Raw genomic sequence first — 23,907 nt, forward strand, 5'->3', positions numbered from 1 at the left:
TTTATTCCTTAGGTTCAGTAAAAAATACTTCTAATGTCATTTTCTGAGGAACAGTTGTATTTGTTCCGTGCAAAATGGTTCCTCTTGGAGTTATAATGGAAGCAGCAGGGACAGTAGTAACGTCGCTACCTTCACTATTTAATATTCTAGCATTCGTGGTTGAGTTTACATTAGTCGATAAAACTAAACCAACTTTTGTATTTGTAGAATCTCTTAATAAGATGTTATTCAGGTGCTCTGTGATTCGGATTTTGTATTTAGCTTGTCCGTTTTCATCATTTTCTCTCCGTTGCCCTAAATGCACAATAATTGAATTGAAAGGATCTGCTGTATTCGAAATTGGGTCTAAAGCATAGTCTGTTAAAGGTATATTATTATTAACATCGTAGGCGTAAAGACGGTCGTATTTATGAAAATCTTCGTCACCTCCAGTGTTTATGCTTTGGTCTTCATAAACGATTAATTGGGCGTCATTAATTAAACGTTGTAAAATATAGTTGCCTCTTTCGTCTTTTTTGTATTCGCCGTTTTCAAGAAGTACCCTATGATTGTCTATAAATGATTTTAAATCTTCATCCGTAGGGAATAAATCTACAACAGCCATAGAACCTTCGGTTCCTTTTAAGTATAATTTACCATCACCTTCGGTAGTGTTTCCGTCAGCTAAAGTTTGTAAATTATAATTATTTATGAATGTATTTAAACGCTTCCCTGAAAAACTTAGGGTGTAGGTGCTATTTGAAGTTGTGGTAGTTTCATTTTCGCCCGTACCTGTTGTGGTTGAATAGGAGTAGTAAATAACGATATTAGCATCAGAAGAGCCTAAGTTTAACATAAGCATATGCCCATCGGCCGAAGTTGCTTCAGCTTTAAAATACAAACCTCTAAAATAGTTTTGAAAAGCACTAGCACTTGTTAATACATCATTATCTTCTTGGTCTATAATATGTGATTGCCAGAAATCGTGATCTAATTTTACTCTAAGCGCAGGAGCGCTATAAGTTGTTCCAGTCGTCTCGCCTTCATCGTCGTATGTATCTAATCGAATTCTGGATGGATCAGGTAAAAAAGATGCAATTTTTAAAATCGTATCATTGGTATATTTATGCTCGTCAAAATTAATGGTTGAAGATCCGTTTAATGCGAAATTATCGGTAACATTTATTTCTCCGTCAGCTATTGAATAGTAGTACTGCGCCTCTCCTAATGGGGCAGTAGGATCAAAATCTCTTAAGAAATATTCATTTTTAAAAACCGTTAATTTTATAGGAGCTTCGTCATTTCCATATAACGAATCTGCAATTGTATATTCATTTAATCCTTCGTCATCCAACCCGATAACACGACTAAAATAAGGAATGGTCATGACTACAGAATCAATAACGGTATCATCTCCAAAATTTGGACTATAGCTGGAAGGTGTAACCTGAGTTACTATACTTGCTGTAGTTTGACCAAAAGCAGGATCGTTAAAAACACCAAGAAGGTTAGATGTTAACCCGTCAATTTGTAACGCGTTTAATTTTTTGTTGTACGCTAGTATAGGTAAGGACTCTTTATTGGTTTGGAAATTTGTGTTGTCTTCTCCTAAAACGTCACTGTCAACAGAAGCAAACTCCTTGTCGCAAGCCAAAAAGGAAGAGATAATTACTGAACAAACTGCACAAAATTTAAGGGCACTAATGGTCTTTTTCATATGTAATTTTAAAAGAATATTTGGTTTACTTATAACACACTTTCGTTAAAAAATGTTGTGTAAGCCGGACCAAATTCGTCTTTAGGTTTGTATTCTAAAGTAGGTTTTTCAGATGCTTCTACATAAGCTTTTAAATCTTCAGGGATATCTTCAGATCCAATAATAAGAGCATCAGAATAATCTATGGCTACTTTCATTAAATTTGTATACGAAGGTTCTTCAAGAACTTTGATGGCATCTTCGTTAATATTGTCAAATTTAACTTTATTAACCATATCTTCATTTAATGAATTGTTAAAACTTTGGCTGTAAACCGAAGTAACAATCTTACTTTCATTAAATAAAGGCTCATCTTTATAGTATTCTTTAAGGTATACAGGAAGTAATGAAGCCAACCATCCGTGAACATGAATAATGTCGGGAGACCAGTTTAATTTTTTTACCGTTTCGATAACGCCTTTGGCGAAAAAGATAGCACGCTCATCATTGTCTGGAAATAAGTTTCCGTCTTCGTCGGTTAACGTGGCTTTTCTTTTAAAATACTCGTCGTTATCAATAAAATACACCTGAATGCGCTCTTTTGGTATCGATGCTACTTTTATAATTAGCGGCATGTCTAGGTCGTTAATTACTAGATTGATACCTGAAAGTCTTATAACTTCATGTAATTGATGTCTTCTCTCGTTAATGTTGCCGTATCGGGGCATAAAAATCCTTATTTGTCCACCTTGCTGATTCACTAATCTTGGGGCTTCAAAAGACATTGAAGAAATTTCGGTTTCCGGTAAATAAGGCACTACTTCAGATGATACATACAATATCCTCTTATCTTTCATGTGTTTTTATTTATTGCTTTATAAGTACTTATTGATGTTAAACAGGGGCTAACCTACATAACGTTTGTTTTAGTTTGTTTTTCGTAGCCTAATGCAACAATAATGCGGTATTTCTATGGTTTTAGAAATACAGTTTCTTTGTTTTAATAAGGCTTTGCTTTTTTTAGTTCAAAATAAAAAACACGCAAAAGTACAAAAATTTATGCAGATTGGCTGTAAAATCTTAAGTTTGCACCCGCTTAATTTATATAGAACTGTGGAAGTTTACTCAGAAAAACAACAAATTACGAAAGTATTAAGTGCTTTTAAAGACCAAAATTTAACCGTTGGCTTGGTACCAACTATGGGGGCTTTGCATAAAGGTCATTTGGCATTAGTAGAAAAAGCATTACAAGATAACGATAAGGCTGTTGTTAGTATTTTTGTAAACCCAACGCAGTTCGATAATAAAGACGATTTACAAAAATACCCACGAACGTTAGAGCGTGATGTGCAACTCTTAGAGGGGGTTAGTAAAGATAATATAATTGTTTATGCGCCATCGGTTGATGATGTTTATGAAGGAAAACTGGAAGCAGAGCATTTCGATTATGATGGTCTGGAGCATGAAATGGAAGGACGTTTTCGCGACGGACACTTTAATGGCGTAGGAACGATTGTAAAGCGGTTATTCGAAATCGTAAAACCGAATTCGGCCTATTTTGGAGAGAAAGATTTTCAGCAATTACAAATTGTAAAAAAGCTGGTAGAAAAGCATAATATACCTGTAAATATTGTAGGGTGTGATATTTATAGAGAAGATTCTGGTTTGGCAATGAGTTCTCGTAATACACGTCTTAAATCAGAATACCTGGAAGCAGCACCTTTTATTTACAAAACTTTAACAACTGCCAAAGATTATTTTGGCACAAAAAGTGCTGAGGAAGTAACGCAATGGGTTGAAAATGAGTTTCGAAGTCAGAAGTTGTTAGAATTGGAATATTTTATCATAGCCGACGTTTTAACTCTTAAAACCGTAACAGAAAAAGAAAATAATAAACAATACAGAGCGTTTATTGCAGTATATGCAGATGATATTAGACTGATTGATAATATTGCTCTAAATTAATTACCTTTGCCACATGCAAATTCAAGTCGTAAAATCTAAGATTCACAGAGTTAAGTGTACCGGTGCGGAACTTAATTACATTGGTAGTATTACTATTGATGAGGATTTAATGGAAGCTGCCAATATTATACAAGGCGAGAAAGTTCAAATTGTAAATAACGACAATGGTGAGCGTTTAGAAACGTATTGTATTCCTGGCCCTCGTAATACTGGAGAGATTACTCTTAACGGTGCAGCAGCGCGTAAAGTAGCGGTAGGAGATACATTAATTCTTATTACCTATGCTATAATGGATTTTGAAGAAGCTAAAACTTTTAAGCCTTCTTTAGTATTCCCAGACGAAGCAACAAATCTGTTAAAATAAATTTTCAATTATTTGAAGCTGAAGATAACCAAGGTCTTAAAAATCGTACTTCCTCTTTTATTGGGAGTGTTTTTAGTCTGGTATTCGTTGTCTAAAGTTTCAATAGGTGAAATATGGCAATATCTAAAAGAATCTGATTATGGTTGGATTGTTTTTGGTGTGTTTTTGGGACTATTGAGTCACATGTCTCGAGCGTACCGTTGGCGATTTCAGTTGGAACCTATGGGATATCATGTTCGCTACGCTAATAGCTTTATGGCGGTTTTTGCCACCTACCTAATTAATTATACCATACCTAGAGCAGGCGAGGTTGCGCGTGCTTCTATTCTTTCAAATTACGAAGAGGTTCCTTTTGAAAAAGGTTTCGGTACCATCGTTGCTGAGCGTATTGCTGATTTAATTGTTATGATGGGAATTATTACTGCAACCCTTTTTCTTCAATTCGATTTTATTTACGGTTTTTTTATTGAACGATTAAATCCCATAAAAATTGGAATTTTGGTCATTGTGGGGATTATCGGGGTGCTTCTGTTTTTTAATTATTTAAAGCGAAGCGATTCTAAATATGCTCAAAAAATCAAAACCTTTATTTCGGGGTTAGTTGAAGGTTTGTTGAGTATTTTTAAAATGAAGAAAAAATGGGCGTTCATCTTTCATACCTTGTTTATCTGGGCTATGTATGTGCTTATGTTTTACGTGACGTCCTTTGCAATTCCTGATTTAAAAGGTATATCGTTGGGTGTTATTTTAGTAGGGTTTATATCTGCAAGCTTTAGTATAGCGGCCACAAATGGTGGTATTGGGTCCTATCCTTTGGCGGTTTACGCCGCCTTTTCATTGTTTGGAATTGCGGAAGAGCCAAGTATTGCTTTTGGTTGGATTATGTGGGCGTCTCAAACCCTTATGATTATTATTTTTGGCGGACTCTCTCTCGTATATCTGCCAATCTACAACCGAAAAAACAAGGGTTAACCCGTTTTATAGTTGTAGTTTATTTCATAACTTGCCGTAATAAATCTCAAATCATTTTCTAGCCATGAAATGTATACTTTCTGTTTTAGTGCTTTTGGTTTCGTTTAATGTAACTCAGGCTCAGGTAAAATTCGAGAAAATCGAATCTTCAAGATTGGGCGATACTCGCGAAATAAAAATCCAGTTACCTCGTGGATATGGTGGTGATAAAAACAAAACCTATCCATTGTTTATTGTTTTTGATGGTGATTATTTATTTGAAGCTGTAGCCGGAAATACAGATTATTACTCGTATTGGGAAGATATGCCGGAGGCTATTGTTGTCGGGGTTAACCAGTATGGTAAGCGGTATGATGACTGTTTATATTCTGAGCAAAATTCATTACCTATTGAAACCGGAGCAAGTTTTTTCGAGTTTGTTGGTATGGAATTGATTCCTCATATAGAAAAGAATTATAACGTCGGAAATTTTAAAGTAGCTGTAGGTCATGGCGAAACAGCCAATTTTATAAACTACTTTTTGTTAAAATCACAGCCTTTATTTCAGGGCTATATTGCTATTAGTCCGGTTTTGGCGCCCGGAATGATTTCCTATCTTCCGGGGCAGTTAAGTAAAACACCTTCTAAAATATTTTACTATTTATCGTATACCAATAACGATATTGGCTCTGTAAAAGATATGGCTAAGGTGTTAAATCAAGATATGGCTGCAGTTAGTAATGACAATGTGGTTTATAAATATCAGGGGTTTGAAGGGCCTTCACATTACTCGGCTCCGGCGCATGCGCTACCAAATGCTATAGAAACTATTTTTAGTATCTATAAACCTATTAGTAAGCAGGAATATCAGGATGTAATTTTAAAATTAGAAGACTCTCCAGTTGCGTACTTAGAAGAAAAGTATCAGTCAATTTTCGATTTATTCGGAATTAAAAAACCGATTTTAGTAAATGATTTTAGGGCGATAGCCGCGGCTATTGAGAAGAAAGAGGCTTTTGAATATTATGAACGTCTGGGCGATTTAGCACGAGATGCGTATCCTGAAACTTTGTTAGGAAACTATTATTTGGCCCGTTTTTATGAAGAAACCGGAGAAGCAAAAAAGGCAATGAAAACGTATCAGTCTGCATATATTTTAGATGAAATTGGTGGCATTACCAAAGATTTAATGGTAGAGAAAGCAGAAGCAATTAAAACAGATTTTGGGTATTAATGGCAAAAGTTAAGACAACATTTTTTTGTCAGAGTTGCGGGTCGCAATATGCGAAATGGCAAGGACAGTGTAATGCTTGTAAGGAGTGGAATACTATTGTTGAAGAGGTGATTCAAACACCTGAAAAAAGTGATTGGAAATCGCCAACTTCAACAGTTAAAAAGGCAGCTGTACCCTTACGCGTAAAAGATATTGATGTATCAAAGGAACCGCGTTTAGATACGTTCGATGGGGAGTTAAATCGTGTTTTAGGTGGAGGTATTGTTCCGGGGTCGTTAACGCTTTTAGGAGGTGAACCGGGAATAGGAAAAAGCACCTTGCTGCTTCAAATTTCTTTAAAGCTGCCTTATAAAACACTTTATGTTTCTGGTGAAGAAAGTCAAAAGCAGATTAAAATGCGTGCCGAGCGTATTAATCCGAATAACAACAATTGTTATATTCTTACCGAGACAAAAACTCAGAATATCTTTAAGCAAATTGAAGCTTTAGAACCTGATGTGGTTATTGTTGATTCTATTCAAACCTTGCATAGCGATTATATCGAATCGTCTTCAGGGAGTATTTCCCAAATTAAAGAGTGTACTACAGAGCTGATTAAATTTGCAAAAGAAACGGCGACGCCTGTCATTTTAATTGGTCATATAACCAAAGATGGGAATATCGCTGGACCAAAAATATTAGAGCATATGGTTGATACAGTGCTTCAGTTTGAAGGTGATCGCAATCATATATTTAGAATTTTAAGAGCAAATAAAAACCGATTTGGTTCCACTAACGAACTGGGAATTTACGAAATGCAGGGCTCTGGATTACGAGAAGTGACTAATCCTTCCGAAATTTTAATTTCTAAAAAAGATGAAGAGCTTTCAGGGAATGCTGTCGCTGCCACGTTGGAAGGTATGCGTCCGTTAATGATTGAAGTTCAGGCATTAGTGAGTACCGCAGTTTATGGTACGCCACAACGCAGTGCGACAGGGTTTAATGCTAAGCGATTGAACATGTTACTGGCAGTTTTAGAAAAACGAGCTGGATTCAGACTTGGAGCAAAAGACGTCTTTTTAAATATTACGGGAGGAATTACGGTCGATGACCCGGCTATCGATTTGGCGGTAGTTGCATCTATTTTATCTTCAAACGAAGATGTTGCTTTAGAAAAGGATTTTTGTTTTGCAGCAGAAGTAGGTTTGTCTGGAGAAATTCGTCCCGTTCAACGCGTAGAGCAACGTATTTTAGAAGCTGAAAAATTAGGGTTTTCAACCATCTTCGTGTCTAAGTACAATAAGATTTCTCTCAAGAATACGGCTATAAAAGTTCAAATGATATCAAAAATAGAAGATTTGGTTGGTTTTATTGTTTAATTTACTTGTAATCGGCACCGCTATTTTATCAAAATTCCTTAATTTCGCTGCTCGAAATGAAAATTGATAAAATGAGTGCTAAATTCCCTGAATATAAAGGTCTTGACTTGCCTAAAGTAGCAGAAGAAATTCTTAACTATTGGCAGGAAAACAATATTTTTGAAAAGAGTGTTTCTACCAGAGAAAACAACGAATCCTATGTGTTTTTCGAAGGACCTCCTTCTGCAAATGGTCTTCCAGGAATACACCACGTTATGGCACGAGCCATTAAAGATATTTTCTGCCGTTATAAAACGCAAAAAGGATATCAGGTAAAACGTAAAGCAGGTTGGGATACACACGGTCTTCCTGTGGAGTTAGGAGTTGAAAAGGAGTTAGGAATTACTAAAGAAGATATTGGTAAAACCATTTCTGTTGAAGAATATAACGAAGCGTGTCGTAAGGCAGTCATGCGTTATACAGATATCTGGAATGACTTGACGGAAAAGATGGGATATTGGGTAGATATGGACGATCCGTACATTACCTACAAGCCAAAATACATGGAGTCTGTTTGGTGGTTACTAAAACAGATTTACAGCAAAAACTTGTTGTACAAAGGGTATACCATTCAGCCGTATTCGCCTAAAGCAGGAACTGGATTAAGTTCGCATGAGTTGAATCAGCCGGGAACCTATCAGGATGTTACCGATACAACCATTGTTGCTCAGTTTAAAACGAAGCAGGAGTCATTACCTCAATTTTTACAGAACGAAGGTGATATTCACTTCTTAGCCTGGACGACGACACCTTGGACCTTACCAAGTAACACCGCGTTAACTGTTGGGCCAAAAATTGTGTATGTTTTAGTTGAAACATACAACCAGTATACTTTCGAGCCGATTAAAGTGGTGTTAGCTAAAAAATTAGTAAGCTACCAGTTTTCGGGGAAATTCAAGCAGGTTGAAGATCAGTCTGAAGTTGCTGCTTACAAAGAAGGTGATAAAAAAATACCGTTTTACATCTTAAAAGAGTTTGTTGGTAAAGACTTAGTAGGCATCACTTACGAACAATTATTACCTTATGCATTACCAAACGATAATCCTGAAAACGCTTTTAGAGTCATTTCCGGAGATTTCGTAACCACTGAAGACGGTACAGGTATTGTACATACTGCGCCTACCTTTGGTGCCGATGATGCCTTGGTGGCGAAACAAGCAACACCTGAAGTGCCACCAATGTTGGTGAAAGATGAAAATGGAAATCTAGTACCGTTGGTAGATTTACAAGGGAAGTTCAGACCAGAAATGGGTGAGTATGCCGGTAAATATGTGAAGAATGAGTACTATAACGAAGGTGAAGCACCAGAGAAATCAGTTGATGTTGAAATCGCTATTCAGTTAAAGATAGAAAACAAAGCCTTTAAGGTTGAAAAATATAAACATAGCTACCCGAACTGCTGGAGAACCGATAAACCAATTTTGTACTATCCATTAGATTCTTGGTTTATTAAGGTTACCGATGTTAAAGAACGTATGGTAGCGCTTAACGACACCATCAACTGGAAACCGAAAGCTACAGGGACAGGTCGTTTTGGAAACTGGTTAGCCAATGCGAACGACTGGAATTTATCACGTTCACGTTACTGGGGTATTCCGTTACCAATCTGGAGAACAGAAGATGGTAAGGAAGAAATTTGTATCGGATCTGTTGAAGAATTAAAAGCTGAAATGGCAAAAGCTGTTGAAGCGGGTGTCTTAGCAAAAGATATTTTTGCTGATTTTGAAGTTGGAAACAATTCGGAAGACAACTACGATAAAATAGATTTACATAAAAATATCGTTGATGAGATTGTATTAGTATCGCCATCAGGACAGAAAATGTTCCGCGAAAGCGATCTAATCGATGTGTGGTTCGATTCGGGGTCTATGCCTTATGCACAGTGGCATTATCCATTTGAAAATAAAGAATTAATTGATAACGGAACCTCGTATCCTGCTGACTTTATTGCTGAAGGTGTCGATCAAACACGTGGTTGGTTCTATACACTCCATGCTATTGGTACCATGGTATTCGATTCTGTAGCGTATAAAAATGTAGTATCTAACGGATTGGTATTAGATAAGAACGGACAAAAAATGTCTAAGCGTCTTGGAAATGCTGTCGATCCGTTTGAAACTTTAGGAAACTACGGTGCCGATGCGACACGTTGGTACATGATTAGTAATGCCAATCCTTGGGATAACTTAAAATTTGACTTAGATGGAGTAGAGGAAGTAAAACGTAAGTTCTTCGGAACCTTATATAACACGTATTCGTTCTTTACACTATATACAAATCTGGATAACTTCACCTATGCTGAAGCCGATATTCCATTAGATGAGCGTCCGGAAATAGACCGTTGGATTCTTTCAGAATTGCATACCTTAATTAAGAAGGTAGATGAGTTTTACGCTGAATACGAGCCAACAAGAGCGGCGCGTGCCATCTCTGATTTTACGCAAGATTACTTAAGTAACTGGTTTGTGCGTTTAAGCAGAAGACGTTTCTGGAAAGGCGATTATCAAAAAGATAAGATTTCGGCATATCAAACGTTATATACCTGTATGGTAACCATTGCTAAATTGGGTGCTCCTATCGCTCCTTTCTTTATGGATCGTTTGTATTTAGATTTAAATTCGGTAACGAAGAAAGAAGAATTTGACAGCGTTCACTTAGCTGATTTCCCGAAATTCGATGAATCGTTTGTTGATAAGTCATTAGAAAGAAAGATGGAAAGTGCTCAAACTATCTCATCTTTAGTGCTTTCGTTAAGAGCTAAAGAGAAGATAAAAGTGCGTCAACCGCTTCAAAAAATCATGATTCCTATCGATAACGAAACACAGAAAAATGAGATTTTAGCAGTGGCAGACCTTATAAAGTCTGAGGTTAACGTAAAAGAAGTTGAAGTTTTAGAAGATGCATCAGATATTCTGGTGAAAAACATAAAACCAAACTTTAAAGTGTTAGGACCTAGATTTGGAAAAGACATGAAAGCTGTGGCTCAGTTAGTTAATAACTTTACTGCAGATGATATCAAAAAAATCGAGCAAAATGGTATTTTAGACGTAGATATCAACGGAAAAAGTATTACTTTAGAGCGAGGAGATGTAGAGATAACATCTCAGGATATTGAAGGATGGTTAGTCGCAAACGAAGGAGCTTTAACAGTTGCTCTGGATGTTGCCATAACCGACGACTTAAGAAAAGAGGGTATTGCGAGAGAGCTTATAAATCGTATTCAAAACTTAAGAAAAGATTCAGGCTTCGAGCTTACCGATAGAATAGACGTAATCCTTCAGAACGACGAGCAAGTTGCTAATGCTGTAGGTGCGAATATGGCATATATTAAAGCTGAAACATTAGCTAATGAACTCGAGATAATTGATGAATTAGAGAATGGTATAGATGTTGTATTTGATGATGTAAATACCAAATTGTTTATACAAAAGCATTAAAGTTATGAGTTTAGATTTAAATGTTAGATATTCTGACAAGGATTTAGCGGAGTTCAAGGAACTTATTCAAGAGAAAATTGTTAAAGCACAGCACGATTTAGAGCTTATTAAAAGTGCGTATATGAACGACCATACCAATGGAACTGAGGATACGTCACCTACTTTTAAAGCTTTCGATGAAGGAAGTGAAGTAATGAGTAAAGAGTCGAATTCGGCTTTAGCAATCCGTCAGGAAAAATTTATTCGCGACTTAAAAAATGCGCTTATTAGAATTGAAAACAAAACATACGGTGTATGTCGCGTTACTGGTAAGTTAATTAATAAAGAGCGTTTAAAATTAGTACCGCATGCTACTTTAAGCATCGAGGCTAAAAATATGCAACAATAAATCTTAACGTATACAATATTAACGTCCCGGTTTAATTATCGGGGCGTTTTCTTTTATAGAGGGATGCTTCTATATAATCGCTAAACTATTTATGTCCTTAAAAAAATCAATAGTCTTAATCTTTATTATTTTACTTATCGATCAGGTGAGTAAAGTTTACATTAAAACTCATTTTAAGTTACAGGAGAATATTGAAATTTTTAGTTGGTTTCAAATCTATTTTATTGAAAACGACGGGATGGCATGGGGTACAAAAATTAGCGATTTCACTTCTTTTATTTCAGAGCGTACGGCTAAAATAGCTTTAACCGTTTTTAGAATAGTTGCCATATTTGGTATTGGTTACTGGCTGTATGATGCGACTAAAAAGCAAAGCTCTAAAACATTAATTCTAGCAATAGCCTTAATCTTCGCTGGAGCTCTCGGGAATATTATCGACTCGGTATTTTATGGTGTTTTGTTCGACGATAGTTTTAATCAGGTGGCGCAGTTTTTACCTGAAGCAGGAGGTTACGATTCTCTTTTGCATGGTAAGGTTGTCGATATGCTTTACTTTCCTTTATTTTCTGTTGATTTGCCCGAATGGTTTCCCATTTCAGGAGGTAAACGCTTTAATTTCTTTGAACCTGTTTTTAACATTGCTGACGTTGCAATTAGTACAGGGTTCATCATGCTTATCGTTTTTAATAAAAAAGCCTTCCCAAAAAGTAATAAATAAGCAAAAAATACGTACTTCTACTTATTTAAAAAGTTAAAGAGTTTTTTAACTTTATAAATTAATTAATTCAATTTTTCAAATCTCTCAACTAAATGAAAGGAAAATCCCTCCTCTTTCTATCATTATTGCTATTGTCATGCTTCAATGTTTTCTCTCAACACACATACGATATTGTTTTTCCGAACGCAGATAGAAACCAAAAATGTAAAACGTGTTTCGATGCGTTTAGACAAAAGCCTAAAGAAGTAAAATTCTCTATTAAACGAAATGGTGCTAAGCTGTTTTTTGAAGTTAATGATAAAGACTGGTTTAATACCTTGTTTGTTAATTCCGGCGACGGAATAGCGGTCGACATTGTTGTAAAAGATCGTTATGCGTGTAGTGAGGAATCAATTGCTAATACCCAACTTAGAGGGTTTTTGTTAAAACCGGTATATGCTCGGGCCTTAAAAAGTGGTTTAAAGCCTAATGGGGAAAATCGTTTTAGTGTATATGTCGGCAGTATTCCCGAAGGTTTACTTAACGATAAAATGGAGTTTAATATTCTGTTTTTAAGTAATAAGAACTTGTGTCAGTATTATGTAATTTATGATTTAGAATCTTATGCCTGGGATTTGCTGGATATGGGCATGTATCTCGACGATTTAACTTATGATACCAAAAAAATAGAATCCTCAACAGGAGAAGCTTACACTATACGGAATAAAACCATGAAGTTTATTATTCCGTTTCAAAAGAATAAATCGAATTATTCTCAAGCCGATATTAAACCGATTTATGATTCGTTACGATTAACCGACTTCAATATTAAAACCATCGATATAAAAGCGTATTCGTCTATTGAAGGTATCCCACAGCGCAATATCGAATTACAGGAATTACGTGCTAATAGTATTGTGGCGGCGTTACAGGCTTTTCAGAAGTCGACTATTAAAACAGAGGTGTCAGCTTCAGAAAACTGGGTAGAATTTTTTAATGATATCAAAGGAACGAAATACGATAACTTATCTAACCTGACAAAAAGCGAAGTACGCTCTAAAATTGAGGGGGTCGTTTCAAGAGAAATGGAACCTATTTTAAAAAATCATAGAAAGGCGGTTATCGAACTTGAGTTAGAAAAGAAGGATAAGTATATTAATGAAACTCCCGAACAATTACTGGTTAGGTTTAATAATGCCGTAACAGAAGACAACTTAACAGAAGTAGAGGAGCTTCAAAATTCTATTTTCGAAAAAATAAGATCTCGAGAAACTTCATATGAGATTTTAAATAAAATGGAAATACCGCTTCAGGATAAGTTTGTGAAGGTTTTTAATAAGAATTCGGCCTATAAATACATGAACGATATCAGGGAAGCTGTAATTGTTTATAATGAACTTCAGCAGCTTGAAAAAATCGCTCCGAAGGATGCGGGGGTTAAGTATAATATAGCGGCAGTCAAGATTAAATTATGGCGCTATAACGCTATTGAAGTTGACGAATCGGCACTTAAAACTCAAATTAATGCGCTTAAAAACTATGGTATTGGCAGCGGACTTATTTCACGTATGATGGTGAATTATCACATTATTAAAGCTGAGAATTATATGCGTTCCAGAGATTATGCTAATAAGGACAAATCCGTGGAATACATTAATAGAAATTATAAAAATTTTCCGTTATCGAATTATGATTATTTGAGTTTGGCACAATTCTTTAGTTTTTATGCCAATACTGATTTGGCAGTAGAATTGTTAGATAGAAAAGCCAGAAGTATTGATATTGATGAAGATTTATTGTTTTACTATCTCAATTTAACCTTGATTAATCCTAAGCTAACAAAAGATTCAGATTACCGAACCGTATTGCTTAATGCGGTCAATATGAACAAAGAGCGCTTCTGTAAATTATTTAATGCTGTTGAAAAAGGAGGGGTTACCTTCCAGCTACTGGAAGATGAATATCTGAGAAAAACCTATTGCGAAAGTTGTAATAATTAAAAGGTATAAAGTGTTTTGGGAGTAACGCAGTAATCTAGTTTTATGTCGTTATTATGAACATCCTGTATTTGTAATTCAGCTTCGAAAAAAGACAATCCAATTTTGATGGTTTCAGGTTTACAACGTTTTAAAAAGCGATCGTAAAAGCCTTTGCCGTAACCTACCCGGTTCCCTTGTTGGTCGAATGCTAAAAGCGGAATGAATACGACGTCAATTTTATTGTCGGCAATTTCAATACCATCGACAGGTTCTGGGATGTTGTAGTTATTTTTTTTAATTAAGGTGCTATCGGTTAATAAGTAATTTGTCATTTCCATCGTTTTAAAATTACTTTTCGAAATCACAATATGCTTGTCTTTTCCGGATAGAATATTTAAAATAAAATCGGTGTCCACCTCTTTAGATTCTCTAATGGCTAGAAAAATATGGTAAAACGAATAATCCCAAATAGGGAGTTTTAATAAACGGTTGGCAATTTCTAAACTTAAGTCCTCAATATCGTTTGCCGACAGGTTATTGCGCAGTAATTTGTAGGTTTTTCGAAGGTCCGATTTAAGCATGTCAGTTTTTTAACGTTTTAATTTTTTTGAAATATGAAAAAGCGCATCACCCTGATAAACAATGGGCGCTTCGTTTACATTTATTATAAACCCTGAATTTGTAGCTTTTACTTCGTGGTTTAATTTGCCGTAAGGGTCGGTAATATGACCTAAGACATCCCCTTTTTTCACCTGAGAACTTATGGGGATTGAAGCTCTGAACATGCCAGAAAAATGAGCGCGAATCCATCGGCTTTCATTAATGAATACAGTTTCCTTTTTGGAAGGTTTAGCTTTGTACTTAATATTTAACATCCCAAAATGACTCAATAGACGCTTTGCACCGTTAACTCCGGCATTGGTTACTGATTCATCGATATGAAATGATTTTCCGCCTTCAAAAAGTAGCATAGGTTTGCCGAGCTTATAGCAGGTATTTCTAAAAGATTTATTTAGATTTTTTGAGTATAATACAAATGGTGCAGCAAAAACTTTAGCTAAGTCGTTAAGTTCTTTGTGTTCTTTTACAATCCGTATTTGTGGGGCATTAAACCTTCCTGAGCCACCGGTATGGAAGTCGATAATATAATCGACGTAGGGCACAATTTCATTAATTAACTTGTGCGCGACCCGACTGGCCAAAGAACCATCAACGCTTCCTGGGAATACTCGGTTTAAATCTCGGCCATCAGGAAATTCTCGTTTTAAGTTAATAAACCCAAAAACATTAATAACGGGTATACAGATAATGGTGCCGCACTTAGGTTTATTAAGTCCTTTGGCTATTAATTGTCTTACAATTTCAACGCCATTAACTTCATCGCCGTGAATGCCTGCTGTAAATAATACAACAGGCCCGGGTTTTTTAGCACGTTCAATTATTACAGGAACATTAACCGGAGATGAGGTATGAAGATTAGCAACATCAAAGTTCACTTCTTTGCTCTCGCCTGGTAAAATTCGGGTATCGAGAATGGTTAAAATGTCCGGTTTAGTTGTGTTCATACAATTATTACAAGCGCGCGTTTCTTTCTATATATGTAATGATGTTTTTAGCAATATTTCTTCCAGTAGCTGCTTCAATACCTTCAAGACCTGGGGTAGAGTTAACTTCTAAAAGTAATGGACCACGAGATGATTGTAACATATCCACACCACAAACAGGCAGCTTAAGTACTTTCGAGGCGTTCATTGCTAAACGCAATTCGGCTTCATTTAATTTAATGATATTTGCCGAGCCGCCACGGTGCAAATTAGAACGGAATTCACCTTCTTTACCTTGACGTTTCATGGCACCAACCACTTGTCCGTCTACAATTAATGCACGAATATCAGCCCCTTTAGCTTCACCAATAAATTCCTGAACAATGACGCGGGCTTCCAATCCGTTAAAGGCCTCTAAAACCGATTCTGCTGCATTTTTAGTTTCCGCTAAAACTACACCTAGCCCTTGTGTACCTTCAAGAAGTTTAATAATTACAGGAACACCACCAACATGTTCAATAACCTCTTCAACATCACGTGAATAATTAGTGAAAACCGTTTTAGGCATCCCTATTCCAGCTTTACTCAAGCGCTGTAAACTGCGCAGTTTATCTCGAGAACGTTGAATGGCATCAGATGTAGCGATGGTGAATACCCCCATCATTTCGAACTGGCGAACTACGGCACACCCAAAAAAAGTAATGGAGGCACCAATGCGCGGAATCACCGCATCGACATAATCCAGATAGCGGTCTTTATAAAAAATGGTTGGTTTTTCTTTTTCAATGATGATGTCACACTTTAAAGGGTCGATAATTTCAATGTTATGACCTCTTTTTTTGCCTTCTTCAATAAGTCTTTCTGTTGAGTATAGATTAGGATTTCTAGAAAGAATAACTATGTTCATTTGTTTTTATAATTATAGGAAACATTTTCTAAATCTACATCAACTAAAAATTTGCGCTTTAAAAACTGTCTTCCAATTAATACGGGGAATCTCATATCGTCGCGTGTGCTTAAAGTTAAGTTAATCTTATATGTTTTCCCAAAAAAGATTACTTCAGACTTAATTTTATATCTGTTTTCTTTAAAGCCATTGCTGCTTTTTACGTTTGTTCGTGAATAGTCGTCGAACAGGATTTCGGTTTTTCCGAAGTTTTCGTGAACGTCACTATGAAACGTTACTTTTAGAGTTTTGTTCTCTTCAACAATCTCAGAACAATGAATTGCAGAGGTATAGGCGCCGGTATCAACTTTAACGTTAATATCGAACAAGCCTAATTTGGGGAAGCTAATAACATCCGCTCTGCCTATAATTTTTTTGCTCATCTTGTATTTTTAAATATGGGCGCAATGTACCAAATAAGTCAATTGAAAAATGATTTGCCCATAAAAGTTTAATAGATTTAATATAGTGAATTTTATCAATAAAAAATTAAATAATTACCTTTGAATTGATGGATAAACCTGCTCTAGAAATACAATTAAAAACACTGCCAAACCAACCTGGGGTGTACCAGTATTACGATGCTAACGGAACCATTATTTACGTGGGTAAAGCCAAGAATTTAAAGAAACGTGTAAGTTCTTATTTTACCAAAACACACGATAACGGTAAAACCCGTGTACTGGTAAAAAAGATAGCAAGTGTTAAACATATTGTTGTTGAAACGGAGACTGATGCCTTGTTGCTTGAAAATAACCTGATAAAAAAGTATCAGCCCAGATATAATGTCATGCTTAAAGACGACAAATCTTATCCGTGGATTTGCATTAAAAAGGAACGTTTCCCAAGGGTGTTTTCAACTCGTCGAGTTTTTAAAGATGGTAGTGAGTATTTCGGACCCTATACCAGTATGAAAACGGTGTCAACTTTATTAGACTTAATAAAAGGGCTATACTCCTTACGTACTTGTAATTACGATTTATCGGAAGCTAAAATTGATGCGGGTAAATATAAAGTCTGTTTGGAATACCATTTAGGAAATTGTAAAGGTCCTTGTGAGGGTTATGAAAGTGAAGAGGTTTATCAGGGGCATATACAAGATATCAAGGAGATATTAAAAGGAAATTTTAAAGATTCTCTCAATCAGTTTCGTGCGCAGATGAATGCTTACGCAGCTGAAATGCAGTTTGAAGAAGCGCAGCGTATTAAAGAAAAAATTGAAGTTTTAGAAAATTATCAGGCGAAGTCCACTATTGTTAATCCTAAGATTAGTAATGTTGATGTGTTTTCAATTGTTAGTGATGAAGGTTACGGCTATGTGAATTTCCTGCAAATATCGTACGGATCAATTATCCGTTCGCATACGTTAGAAATTAAAAAGAAACTGGATGAAACCGATTTAGAATTATTAGAGTTAGCCATTACTGAAATCAGACAGCGCTTCAATTCAAAATCCAGAGAAATTTATGTGCCTTTTGAAGTTGATTTGGGAGAAGATATAAAAGTTACAGTGCCTAAGCTGGGAGATAAAAAGCATATTTTAGATTTATCGGTTCGTAATGCGAAATATTATCGCATGGAACGTTTTAAGCAAATAAAAATAACCGATCCGGACCGGCATGCTAATCGTATTATGGCGCAGATGAAAGTTGATTTACGTTTACATGAAGAGCCAAGGCATATTGAGTGTTTCGATAACTCAAATATTCAGGGGACGAATCCTGTAGCAGCTTGTGTGGTGTTTAAAAATGGAAAACCAAGCAAGAAAGATTATCGCCATTTTAATATAAAAACGGTTGAGGGGCCTGATGATTTTGCTTCCATGGAAGAGGTTGTGTACCGTCGTTATAAGCGCTTGTTAGATGAAGATCAGCCTTTACCACAACTTATTATTATCGACGGAGGTAAAGGGCAATTGGGTTCAGCTTTAAAAAGTCTTGAGGTTTTAGGGTTGCGAGGAAAAATTGCTATTATCGGCATTGCCAAGCGTTTAGAGGAATTGTTTTATCCGGGAGATCCAATTCCATTATACTTAGATAAAAAGAGCGAGTCTTTAAAAATTATTCAGCAACTGCGAAACGAAGCACACCGTTTTGGTATCGAGCATCATAGGAATCGCAGAAGTAAAAGTGCTTTGAATACAGAACTTGAAACTATTTCTGGGATAGGTGAAAAAACAATCGTAGATTTATTAAAGCATTTCAAATCGGTAAAGAGAGTTGCTAATGCCAAGCTTGATGAGTTAGAAGCTGTGGTAGGAACATCCAGAGCCGAAAAAATTTATAACTATTACCATAACAATTAGCACTATATGAGATCTGTTTTCCTGGTACTTTTTCTTTTTGTTTGTTTTGCAGGATTTTCGCAAAGTCAGCATAAAGAAGATATTAAGGTTGGGTTAGTATTGAGTGGAGGTGGAGCCAAAGGTTTAGCGCATATAGGTGTTTTAAAGGTTTTGGATAGTTTAGGTGTAAAAGTAGATTACATTGCAGGAACCAGCATGGGGGCTGTTGTTGGGGGAATTTATGCTTCAGGGTATACAGGAAAACAATTAGATTCTGTATTTAGAGAAATAGACTTCGATAAGTTAATTAATGATGATATTCCCAGGTCATCAAAGGCATTTTTTGAACGTAATAATTCGGAAAAATATGCTGTATCATTGCCATTTGAGGATTTTAAAGTAAAGTTGCCTTCCGCATTGTCCAGAGGACAAAACACATATAATTTAATTGCAAAATTAACTTTACATGCCAACGAAACAGAAGATTTTGACAAATTACCCATTCCGTTTTTCTGTATCGCAACTAATGTCGAGACAGGGCAGCAGGTGGTTTTAGATGAAGGGAATTTGGCTCAATCTGTTATGGCTAGTGCGGCATTACCTTCTTTATTTCAGCCCGTTATTATTAATGATGTGGTGTTAATTGATGGTGGTGTTGTAAATAATTATCCTATCGATGAACTTCGTGCAAAGGGCATGGATATCATTATTGGAGTCGATGTTCAGGACGGGTTGGCAAATAAAGACGAGCTGGGTTCGGCGCTTGATGTTTTGGTTCAAATTAATAATTTCCGAACCATCAACGATATGAAATTGAAAGGCAAAAAGACCAATGTTTACATTAAACCTGATATTAAGGAGTATTCGGTGGTGTCATTTGATGAAGGCGCGAGTATCATTGAAAATGGTACTGTGGCCGCATTGACTCAAATAGCAGAACTTAAAAAACTGGTTAAGGCGGATAAACTTTCTCATAATGAATTGGTAAATATTAAGCCTCAGGATTCTCTTGCCATAGAGAGTATTGTGGTGCGTGGTAATGAAAAATATACCCGGGCTTACATTTTAGGGAAATTAAAATTGAAGAGTCATGAAACGGTTAGCTATGAGAAGTTTAATAAAGGAATTAACAACCTAATAGCGACTAATAATTTTGATTCATTTGAATATAAGCTTAAAAAAAGAGCGGGTACAGATGGCTATGATTTAATTACTTACCTCCAGGAAACCAAAGCCACCACATTTTTAAAGCTCGGATTGCATTATGATGATTTATATAAAAGTGCGGCTTTAATTAACCTGACTAAAAAGCGCTTGTTCTTTGATAGTGACCTAGCCTCTTTAGATTTTATTCTTGGGGATAATGTGCGTTATAATTTTGAATATTTTATTGATAAGGGTTTTTATTGGAGTATAGGTGTAAAATCCAGGTTTAACCAATTTAAAAAGAGTATTAATGCACAATTGCTTTTGGAGAATGATTTTATTGTAGAGGAAGACCTTAATAAAATTGAAACAAGTCTGGAAGATCAAACCAATCAGGTCTATGTACAAACACTGTTTCGAAAAGATTTTGCATTAAGTATGGGGGCAGAACATAAACGACTTGAGATGAAATCGGAAACCTTTTTGATAGATAATCAACAAGAAGAAACTGTTTTTGAAAGCACTGATTATTTAAGTGTTTTTGGTACTTTAAAATTAGATACTTACGATAATAAATACTTTCCAAAGCGTGGGTTTTATTTTGATGGCGATTTGCACATGTATTTATGGGCTTCAAGGTTTAATGAAAATTTTGATGATTTTACTATGGCTAAAGCCGATATGGGGTATGCTTTTAGTGTAACCGATAAACTGGCTTTTAATATTCAATCTAGCGGAGGATTTAAAGTCGGAGATAGATCGACTAAGGCGCTGGATTTTGCTTTGGGAGGCTACGGCAACAATTTTATAAATAACCTGTCGCCGTTTTTAGGGTATGATTTTATAGAATTAACAGGAAATAGTTTTGTGAAAGCTACCTTTACAGCAAACTACGAGGTGTTTAAAAAACAATATATCACCTTGGAAGGCAATTTCGCTAATATTGAGGATGACATTTTTGATTCAGGTGAATGGTTTACACTTCCAGATTATAGTGGCTATGCTTTGGGTTATGCTGTCGATACGTTTTTAGGTCCCATTCAGGTTAAATACAGTTATTCTCCCGAATTAAAACATAGTAAATGGTACTTTAATGTTGGTTTTTGGTTTTAAAAACTGATAAATAATTATTTTTTACATCTTTTTTTTGCGATATTTGTAATGTTATGCAAGTATTTTGGCAAGACTTACTTTTGTTACTACACTTCCTCATCAAGAGAAATCCTGAGTGAGCGTATTTCTCTAGCCAATAATTCAGCCTTAATGTTAGGGCGAAGTCTTTTTATGTTTAATTAATTAAAAATTAAAGCTATGCCTTTTTATCATAAATTAGGAAGCATTCCGCATAAGCGTCACACACAGTTTCGAAAACTTAATGGAACTTTGTATTACGAGCAGTTGTTTGGTACAATTGGTTTCGATGGTATGTCTACTAATAGTTATCACGAACAGCGCCCAACACAGGTAAAAGCAATAATAAAACAATATAGTGTTGCGCCTAAAATTGCGAAAGCTAATAATATTCAATCGTATCGTTTTAGAGGGTTTCAAGTAAAACCTGAAACCGATTTTCTAGAGAGTAGAAAAACAGTGTTGGTCAATAGCGATTGTGCCATTATTCTGGCGGCACCACAACAATCTACAAACGACTATTTTTATAAAAACACCGATGCCGACGAACTGATTTTTATTCATAAAGGTTCGGGTAAATTACGAACTCACCTTGGGAATCTCAATTTTAAATATGGTGATTATCTGTTAATTCCAAGAGGAATTATTTATAAAATAGATTTTGATACCGAAGATAACCGTTTGTTTATTGTAGAGTCGCATCGACCTATTTATACACCGAAGCGCTATAGAAACTGGTTCGGACAATTATTAGAACATGCTCCGTTTTGCGAGCGTGATATCAGACGTCCTGAAGAGTTAGAAACCTACAACGAAACTGGCGACTTTTTAATGAAAGTAAAAAAGCAAGGTGAGATTATAGAAATGGTTTATGCCACCCATCCGTTCGATGTGGTTGGTTACGATGGTTATAATTACCCTTACGCCTTTTCCATTCATGATTTTGAACCCATAACTGGACGTGTGCACCAACCGCCACCAGTACATCAAACTTTTGAAACCGATGCATTTGTGGTTTGCAGTTTTGTACCGAGGTTATACGATTATCACCCTCAAGCAATTCCGGCACCATACAACCATAGTAATATTGATAGTGATGAGGTTTTGTATTATGTCGATGGGGATTTTATGAGTCGTAACGATATCGAAGCGGGACATATTTCATTACATCCTGCTGGTATCCCGCATGGTCCGCATCCGGGAGCCACAGAGCGTAGTCTAGGTAAAACGGAAACCGAAGAACTGGCGGTTATGGTCGATACCTTTAAGCCGCTTATGGTTACCGAGGAGGCTATGAAAATAGCAGATGAAGATTATTATAAATCATGGTTGGAATAAGAAGCTATTTCCCGCTTTCGGCAGTCGCTATTTTGCTTGTCATGCTGAATTTATTTCAGCATCTCACAAAATGAGCTCCAACAAAGCCTTAATCGGGGCTATAAACAAGGTAATAGAATTAAACAAATCAACAAACAAACGAATAAACATCAGTATAATGAGCAAAGACATTAAATCCGTAGATTACGGTTTAGAAAAAATATTTAAGGGAGCGAAAGATTTCCTTCCGCTTTTAGGAACAGATTATGTCGAGTTTTATGTGGGTAATGCCAAACAGGCAGCGCATTTTTATAAAACGGCATTCGGTTTCCAGTCTTACGCCTATAAAGGTTTAGAAACTGGATCTAAAGAAACGGTGAGTTATGTGTTAAAACAAGACAAAATAAGACTTGTGTTAACTACGCCGCTAAATAGTAAATCCCCAATTAATGAGCATATCGTTAAGCACGGTGATGGAGTAAAAGTGATAGCACTTTGGGTAGACGATGCAAGAAAATCTTATGAAGAGACCACGAGTCGTGGCGCTAAATCTTTTATGGAACCTACAGTTGAAACTGACGAGTTCGGTGAAGTGGTGCGTTCCGGGATTTACACCTACGGGGAAACTGTTCATATGTTTGTAGAGCGTAAAAATTACAATGGGACGTTTATGCCTGGATTTCGAGAGTGGAAATCAGAGTATAATCCAGAACCTGTGGGGTTAAAATATATTGATCATATGGTTGGTAATGTGGGCTGGGGACAAATGAATACCTGGGTGAAATGGTACGAAGATGTAATGGGGTTTGAGAATTTCTTGTCGTTTGATGATAAGCAAATCCATACCGAATATTCAGCATTAATGAGCAAAGTGATGAGTAATGGCAATGGGCGCATTAAATTCCCGATAAACGAACCGGCCGAAGGGAAAAAGAAATCACAGATCGAAGAATATCTCGATTTTTATGAAGGGGCTGGCGTGCAGCATATCGCCGTAGCGACAGATGATATTATAAGTACAGTTTCAAGTTTACGTGCCAGAGGAGTAGAGTTTTTGTCGACGCCACCAGAAGCTTATTATGAAGCTGTTCCTGAGCGTTTGCACGAGCATGACCATCAGTTAAAAGAAGATATTGAAACCTTGAAACGTTTAGGAATCATGATTGATGCCGACGAAGAAGGTTATTTGTTACAAATTTTTACGAAACCGGTTGAAGACAGACCAACATTGTTTTTCGAAATCATTCAACGTATGGGAGCTAAAGGTTTCGGAGCAGGAAATTTTAAAGCTTTGTTTGAATCTATTGAGAGGGAACAGGCCAACAGAGGGACGCTTTAATTATAATTTTAAGTTTGATGAAAAGCTATCATTTATTTGATAGCTTTTTTTGTTTTTTGGAGTAACAATTTTACTTAAAGGTCTTCTTAATATTACAGGGCGTACCACTAATT

General features: G+C 36.0%; 19 protein-coding genes. 13 read left to right on the forward strand and 6 right to left on the reverse strand.

Annotated elements, in window-relative coordinates; genetic code table 11:
- Position 1: 1 nt before the first annotated feature.
- The gene (locus ICJ85_RS05730; RefSeq protein WP_188222816.1) at positions 2–1,696 is read right to left on the reverse strand and encodes a DUF4270 domain-containing protein; all 1,695 of its coding nucleotides are present in this window, start codon (positions 1,694–1,696) and stop codon (positions 2–4) included.
- 29 nt (positions 1,697–1,725) lie between these two features.
- Entirely contained in the window at positions 1,726–2,532 is an 807-nt protein-coding gene (locus ICJ85_RS05735; protein WP_188222817.1) for a glycogen/starch synthase, read from the reverse strand.
- Between the two features lie 256 nt (positions 2,533–2,788).
- Between ICJ85_RS05735 and panC the strand changes: the two genes are divergently transcribed.
- From panC to ICJ85_RS05780, 9 genes are all read left to right on the forward strand, one after another.
- Positions 2,789–3,640, forward strand: coding sequence for a pantoate--beta-alanine ligase (panC, locus tag ICJ85_RS05740; RefSeq protein ID WP_317173044.1), 852 nt, complete (start codon positions 2,789–2,791; stop codon positions 3,638–3,640).
- A gap of 13 nt (positions 3,641–3,653) precedes the next feature.
- Entirely contained in the window at positions 3,654–4,004 is a 351-nt protein-coding gene (gene panD / locus ICJ85_RS05745; RefSeq protein ID WP_188222819.1) for an aspartate 1-decarboxylase, read from the forward strand.
- A 12-nt stretch (positions 4,005–4,016) separates the two neighbouring features.
- Positions 4,017–4,976, forward strand: a complete 960-nt coding sequence (locus tag ICJ85_RS05750) for a lysylphosphatidylglycerol synthase transmembrane domain-containing protein (RefSeq protein ID WP_188222820.1) — start codon at positions 4,017–4,019, stop codon at positions 4,974–4,976.
- 64 nt (positions 4,977–5,040) lie between these two features.
- Positions 5,041–6,189, forward strand: coding sequence for an alpha/beta hydrolase (locus ICJ85_RS05755; protein WP_188222821.1), 1,149 nt, complete (start codon positions 5,041–5,043; stop codon positions 6,187–6,189).
- Positions 6,189–7,547, forward strand: coding sequence for a DNA repair protein RadA (gene radA, locus ICJ85_RS05760; protein ID WP_188222822.1), 1,359 nt, complete (start codon positions 6,189–6,191; stop codon positions 7,545–7,547). The genes ICJ85_RS05755 and radA overlap by 1 nt, the downstream gene beginning before the upstream one ends.
- Before the next feature lie 71 nt (positions 7,548–7,618).
- On the forward strand, positions 7,619–11,023 hold the full coding sequence (ileS, locus tag ICJ85_RS05765; RefSeq protein ID WP_188223135.1) for an isoleucine--tRNA ligase: 3,405 nt from the start codon (positions 7,619–7,621) through the stop codon (positions 11,021–11,023).
- Between the two features lie 4 nt (positions 11,024–11,027).
- Entirely contained in the window at positions 11,028–11,411 is a 384-nt protein-coding gene (locus tag ICJ85_RS05770) for a TraR/DksA family transcriptional regulator (protein WP_188222823.1), read from the forward strand.
- Between the two features lie 91 nt (positions 11,412–11,502).
- Complete coding sequence (locus ICJ85_RS05775; protein ID WP_188222824.1) at positions 11,503–12,129, forward strand: lipoprotein signal peptidase; 627 nt, start codon at positions 11,503–11,505, stop codon at positions 12,127–12,129.
- 92 nt (positions 12,130–12,221) lie between these two features.
- Entirely contained in the window at positions 12,222–14,108 is a 1,887-nt protein-coding gene (locus ICJ85_RS05780) for a hypothetical protein (RefSeq protein WP_188222825.1), read from the forward strand.
- Here the strand turns inward: ICJ85_RS05780 and ICJ85_RS05785 are convergent.
- From ICJ85_RS05785 to ICJ85_RS05800, 4 genes are read right to left on the reverse strand one after another with little or no spacing between them, the layout of a single operon-like run.
- The gene (locus tag ICJ85_RS05785) at positions 14,105–14,668 is read right to left on the reverse strand and encodes a 5-formyltetrahydrofolate cyclo-ligase (RefSeq protein WP_188222826.1); all 564 of its coding nucleotides are present in this window, start codon (positions 14,666–14,668) and stop codon (positions 14,105–14,107) included. The genes ICJ85_RS05780 and ICJ85_RS05785 overlap by 4 nt on opposite strands.
- A gap of 9 nt (positions 14,669–14,677) precedes the next feature.
- On the reverse strand, positions 14,678–15,652 hold the full coding sequence (locus tag ICJ85_RS05790) for a succinylglutamate desuccinylase/aspartoacylase family protein (RefSeq protein WP_188222827.1): 975 nt from the start codon (positions 15,650–15,652) through the stop codon (positions 14,678–14,680).
- A gap of 7 nt (positions 15,653–15,659) precedes the next feature.
- Positions 15,660–16,538, reverse strand: a complete 879-nt coding sequence (gene rimK, locus ICJ85_RS05795; protein WP_188222828.1) for a 30S ribosomal protein S6--L-glutamate ligase — start codon at positions 16,536–16,538, stop codon at positions 15,660–15,662.
- A complete protein-coding gene (locus ICJ85_RS05800; RefSeq protein WP_188222829.1) occupies positions 16,535–16,960 on the reverse strand; it encodes an ATP-dependent zinc protease family protein in 426 nt (141 codons plus the stop codon). The genes rimK and ICJ85_RS05800 overlap by 4 nt, the downstream gene beginning before the upstream one ends.
- Before the next feature lie 128 nt (positions 16,961–17,088).
- Here ICJ85_RS05800 and uvrC point away from each other — a divergent pair, with 128 nt between their 5' ends.
- The 4 genes from uvrC to hppD all read left to right on the forward strand — a co-directional run bounded on the left by uvrC (position 17,089) and on the right by hppD (position 23,794).
- Complete coding sequence (gene uvrC, locus ICJ85_RS05805; RefSeq protein WP_188222830.1) at positions 17,089–18,882, forward strand: excinuclease ABC subunit UvrC; 1,794 nt, start codon at positions 17,089–17,091, stop codon at positions 18,880–18,882.
- A gap of 6 nt (positions 18,883–18,888) precedes the next feature.
- Entirely contained in the window at positions 18,889–21,120 is a 2,232-nt protein-coding gene (locus ICJ85_RS05810) for a patatin-like phospholipase family protein (protein ID WP_188222831.1), read from the forward strand.
- Between the two features lie 198 nt (positions 21,121–21,318).
- Entirely contained in the window at positions 21,319–22,476 is a 1,158-nt protein-coding gene (locus tag ICJ85_RS05815; RefSeq protein ID WP_188222832.1) for a homogentisate 1,2-dioxygenase, read from the forward strand.
- 157 nt (positions 22,477–22,633) lie between these two features.
- Positions 22,634–23,794: a 4-hydroxyphenylpyruvate dioxygenase gene (gene hppD / locus ICJ85_RS05820; protein WP_188223136.1), complete on the forward strand. Its 1,161-nt coding sequence runs from the start codon at positions 22,634–22,636 to the stop codon at positions 23,792–23,794.
- The last annotated feature ends 113 nt before the right edge of the window (positions 23,795–23,907 follow it).

Origin of the sequence: Aestuariibaculum marinum (assembly GCF_014596975.1) — a bacterium.
Taxonomy (GTDB): Bacteria; Bacteroidota; Bacteroidia; order Flavobacteriales; family Flavobacteriaceae; genus Aestuariibaculum; species Aestuariibaculum marinum.

Excerpts from the sequence above, each read along its gene's own strand:
- hppD (WP_188223136.1), top strand. The coding sequence starts at position 22,634 with ATGAGCAAAGACATTAAATCCGTAGATTACGGTTTAGAAAAAATATTT.
- ICJ85_RS05755 (WP_188222821.1), top strand. The coding sequence starts at position 5,041 with ATGAAATGTATACTTTCTGTTTTAGTGCTTTTGGTTTCGTTTAATGTA.
- ICJ85_RS05810 (WP_188222831.1), top strand. The coding sequence starts at position 18,889 with ATGAGATCTGTTTTCCTGGTACTTTTTCTTTTTGTTTGTTTTGCAGGA.
- ICJ85_RS05775 (WP_188222824.1), top strand. The coding sequence starts at position 11,503 with ATGTCCTTAAAAAAATCAATAGTCTTAATCTTTATTATTTTACTTATC.
- uvrC (WP_188222830.1), top strand. The coding sequence starts at position 17,089 with ATGGATAAACCTGCTCTAGAAATACAATTAAAAACACTGCCAAACCAA.
- ICJ85_RS05785 (WP_188222826.1), bottom strand. The coding sequence starts at position 14,668 with ATGCTTAAATCGGACCTTCGAAAAACCTACAAATTACTGCGCAATAAC.
- ICJ85_RS05790 (WP_188222827.1), bottom strand. The coding sequence starts at position 15,652 with ATGAACACAACTAAACCGGACATTTTAACCATTCTCGATACCCGAATT.
- ileS (WP_188223135.1), top strand. The coding sequence starts at position 7,619 with ATGAGTGCTAAATTCCCTGAATATAAAGGTCTTGACTTGCCTAAAGTA.
- radA (WP_188222822.1), top strand. The coding sequence starts at position 6,189 with ATGGCAAAAGTTAAGACAACATTTTTTTGTCAGAGTTGCGGGTCGCAA.
- ICJ85_RS05770 (WP_188222823.1), top strand. The coding sequence starts at position 11,028 with ATGAGTTTAGATTTAAATGTTAGATATTCTGACAAGGATTTAGCGGAG.
- rimK (WP_188222828.1), bottom strand. The coding sequence starts at position 16,538 with ATGAACATAGTTATTCTTTCTAGAAATCCTAATCTATACTCAACAGAA.
- ICJ85_RS05800 (WP_188222829.1), bottom strand. The coding sequence starts at position 16,960 with ATGAGCAAAAAAATTATAGGCAGAGCGGATGTTATTAGCTTCCCCAAA.
- ICJ85_RS05815 (WP_188222832.1), top strand. The coding sequence starts at position 21,319 with ATGCCTTTTTATCATAAATTAGGAAGCATTCCGCATAAGCGTCACACA.
- ICJ85_RS05730 (WP_188222816.1), bottom strand. The coding sequence starts at position 1,696 with ATGAAAAAGACCATTAGTGCCCTTAAATTTTGTGCAGTTTGTTCAGTA.
- panD (WP_188222819.1), top strand. The coding sequence starts at position 3,654 with ATGCAAATTCAAGTCGTAAAATCTAAGATTCACAGAGTTAAGTGTACC.
- ICJ85_RS05780 (WP_188222825.1), top strand. The coding sequence starts at position 12,222 with ATGAAAGGAAAATCCCTCCTCTTTCTATCATTATTGCTATTGTCATGC.
- ICJ85_RS05735 (WP_188222817.1), bottom strand. The coding sequence starts at position 2,532 with ATGAAAGATAAGAGGATATTGTATGTATCATCTGAAGTAGTGCCTTAT.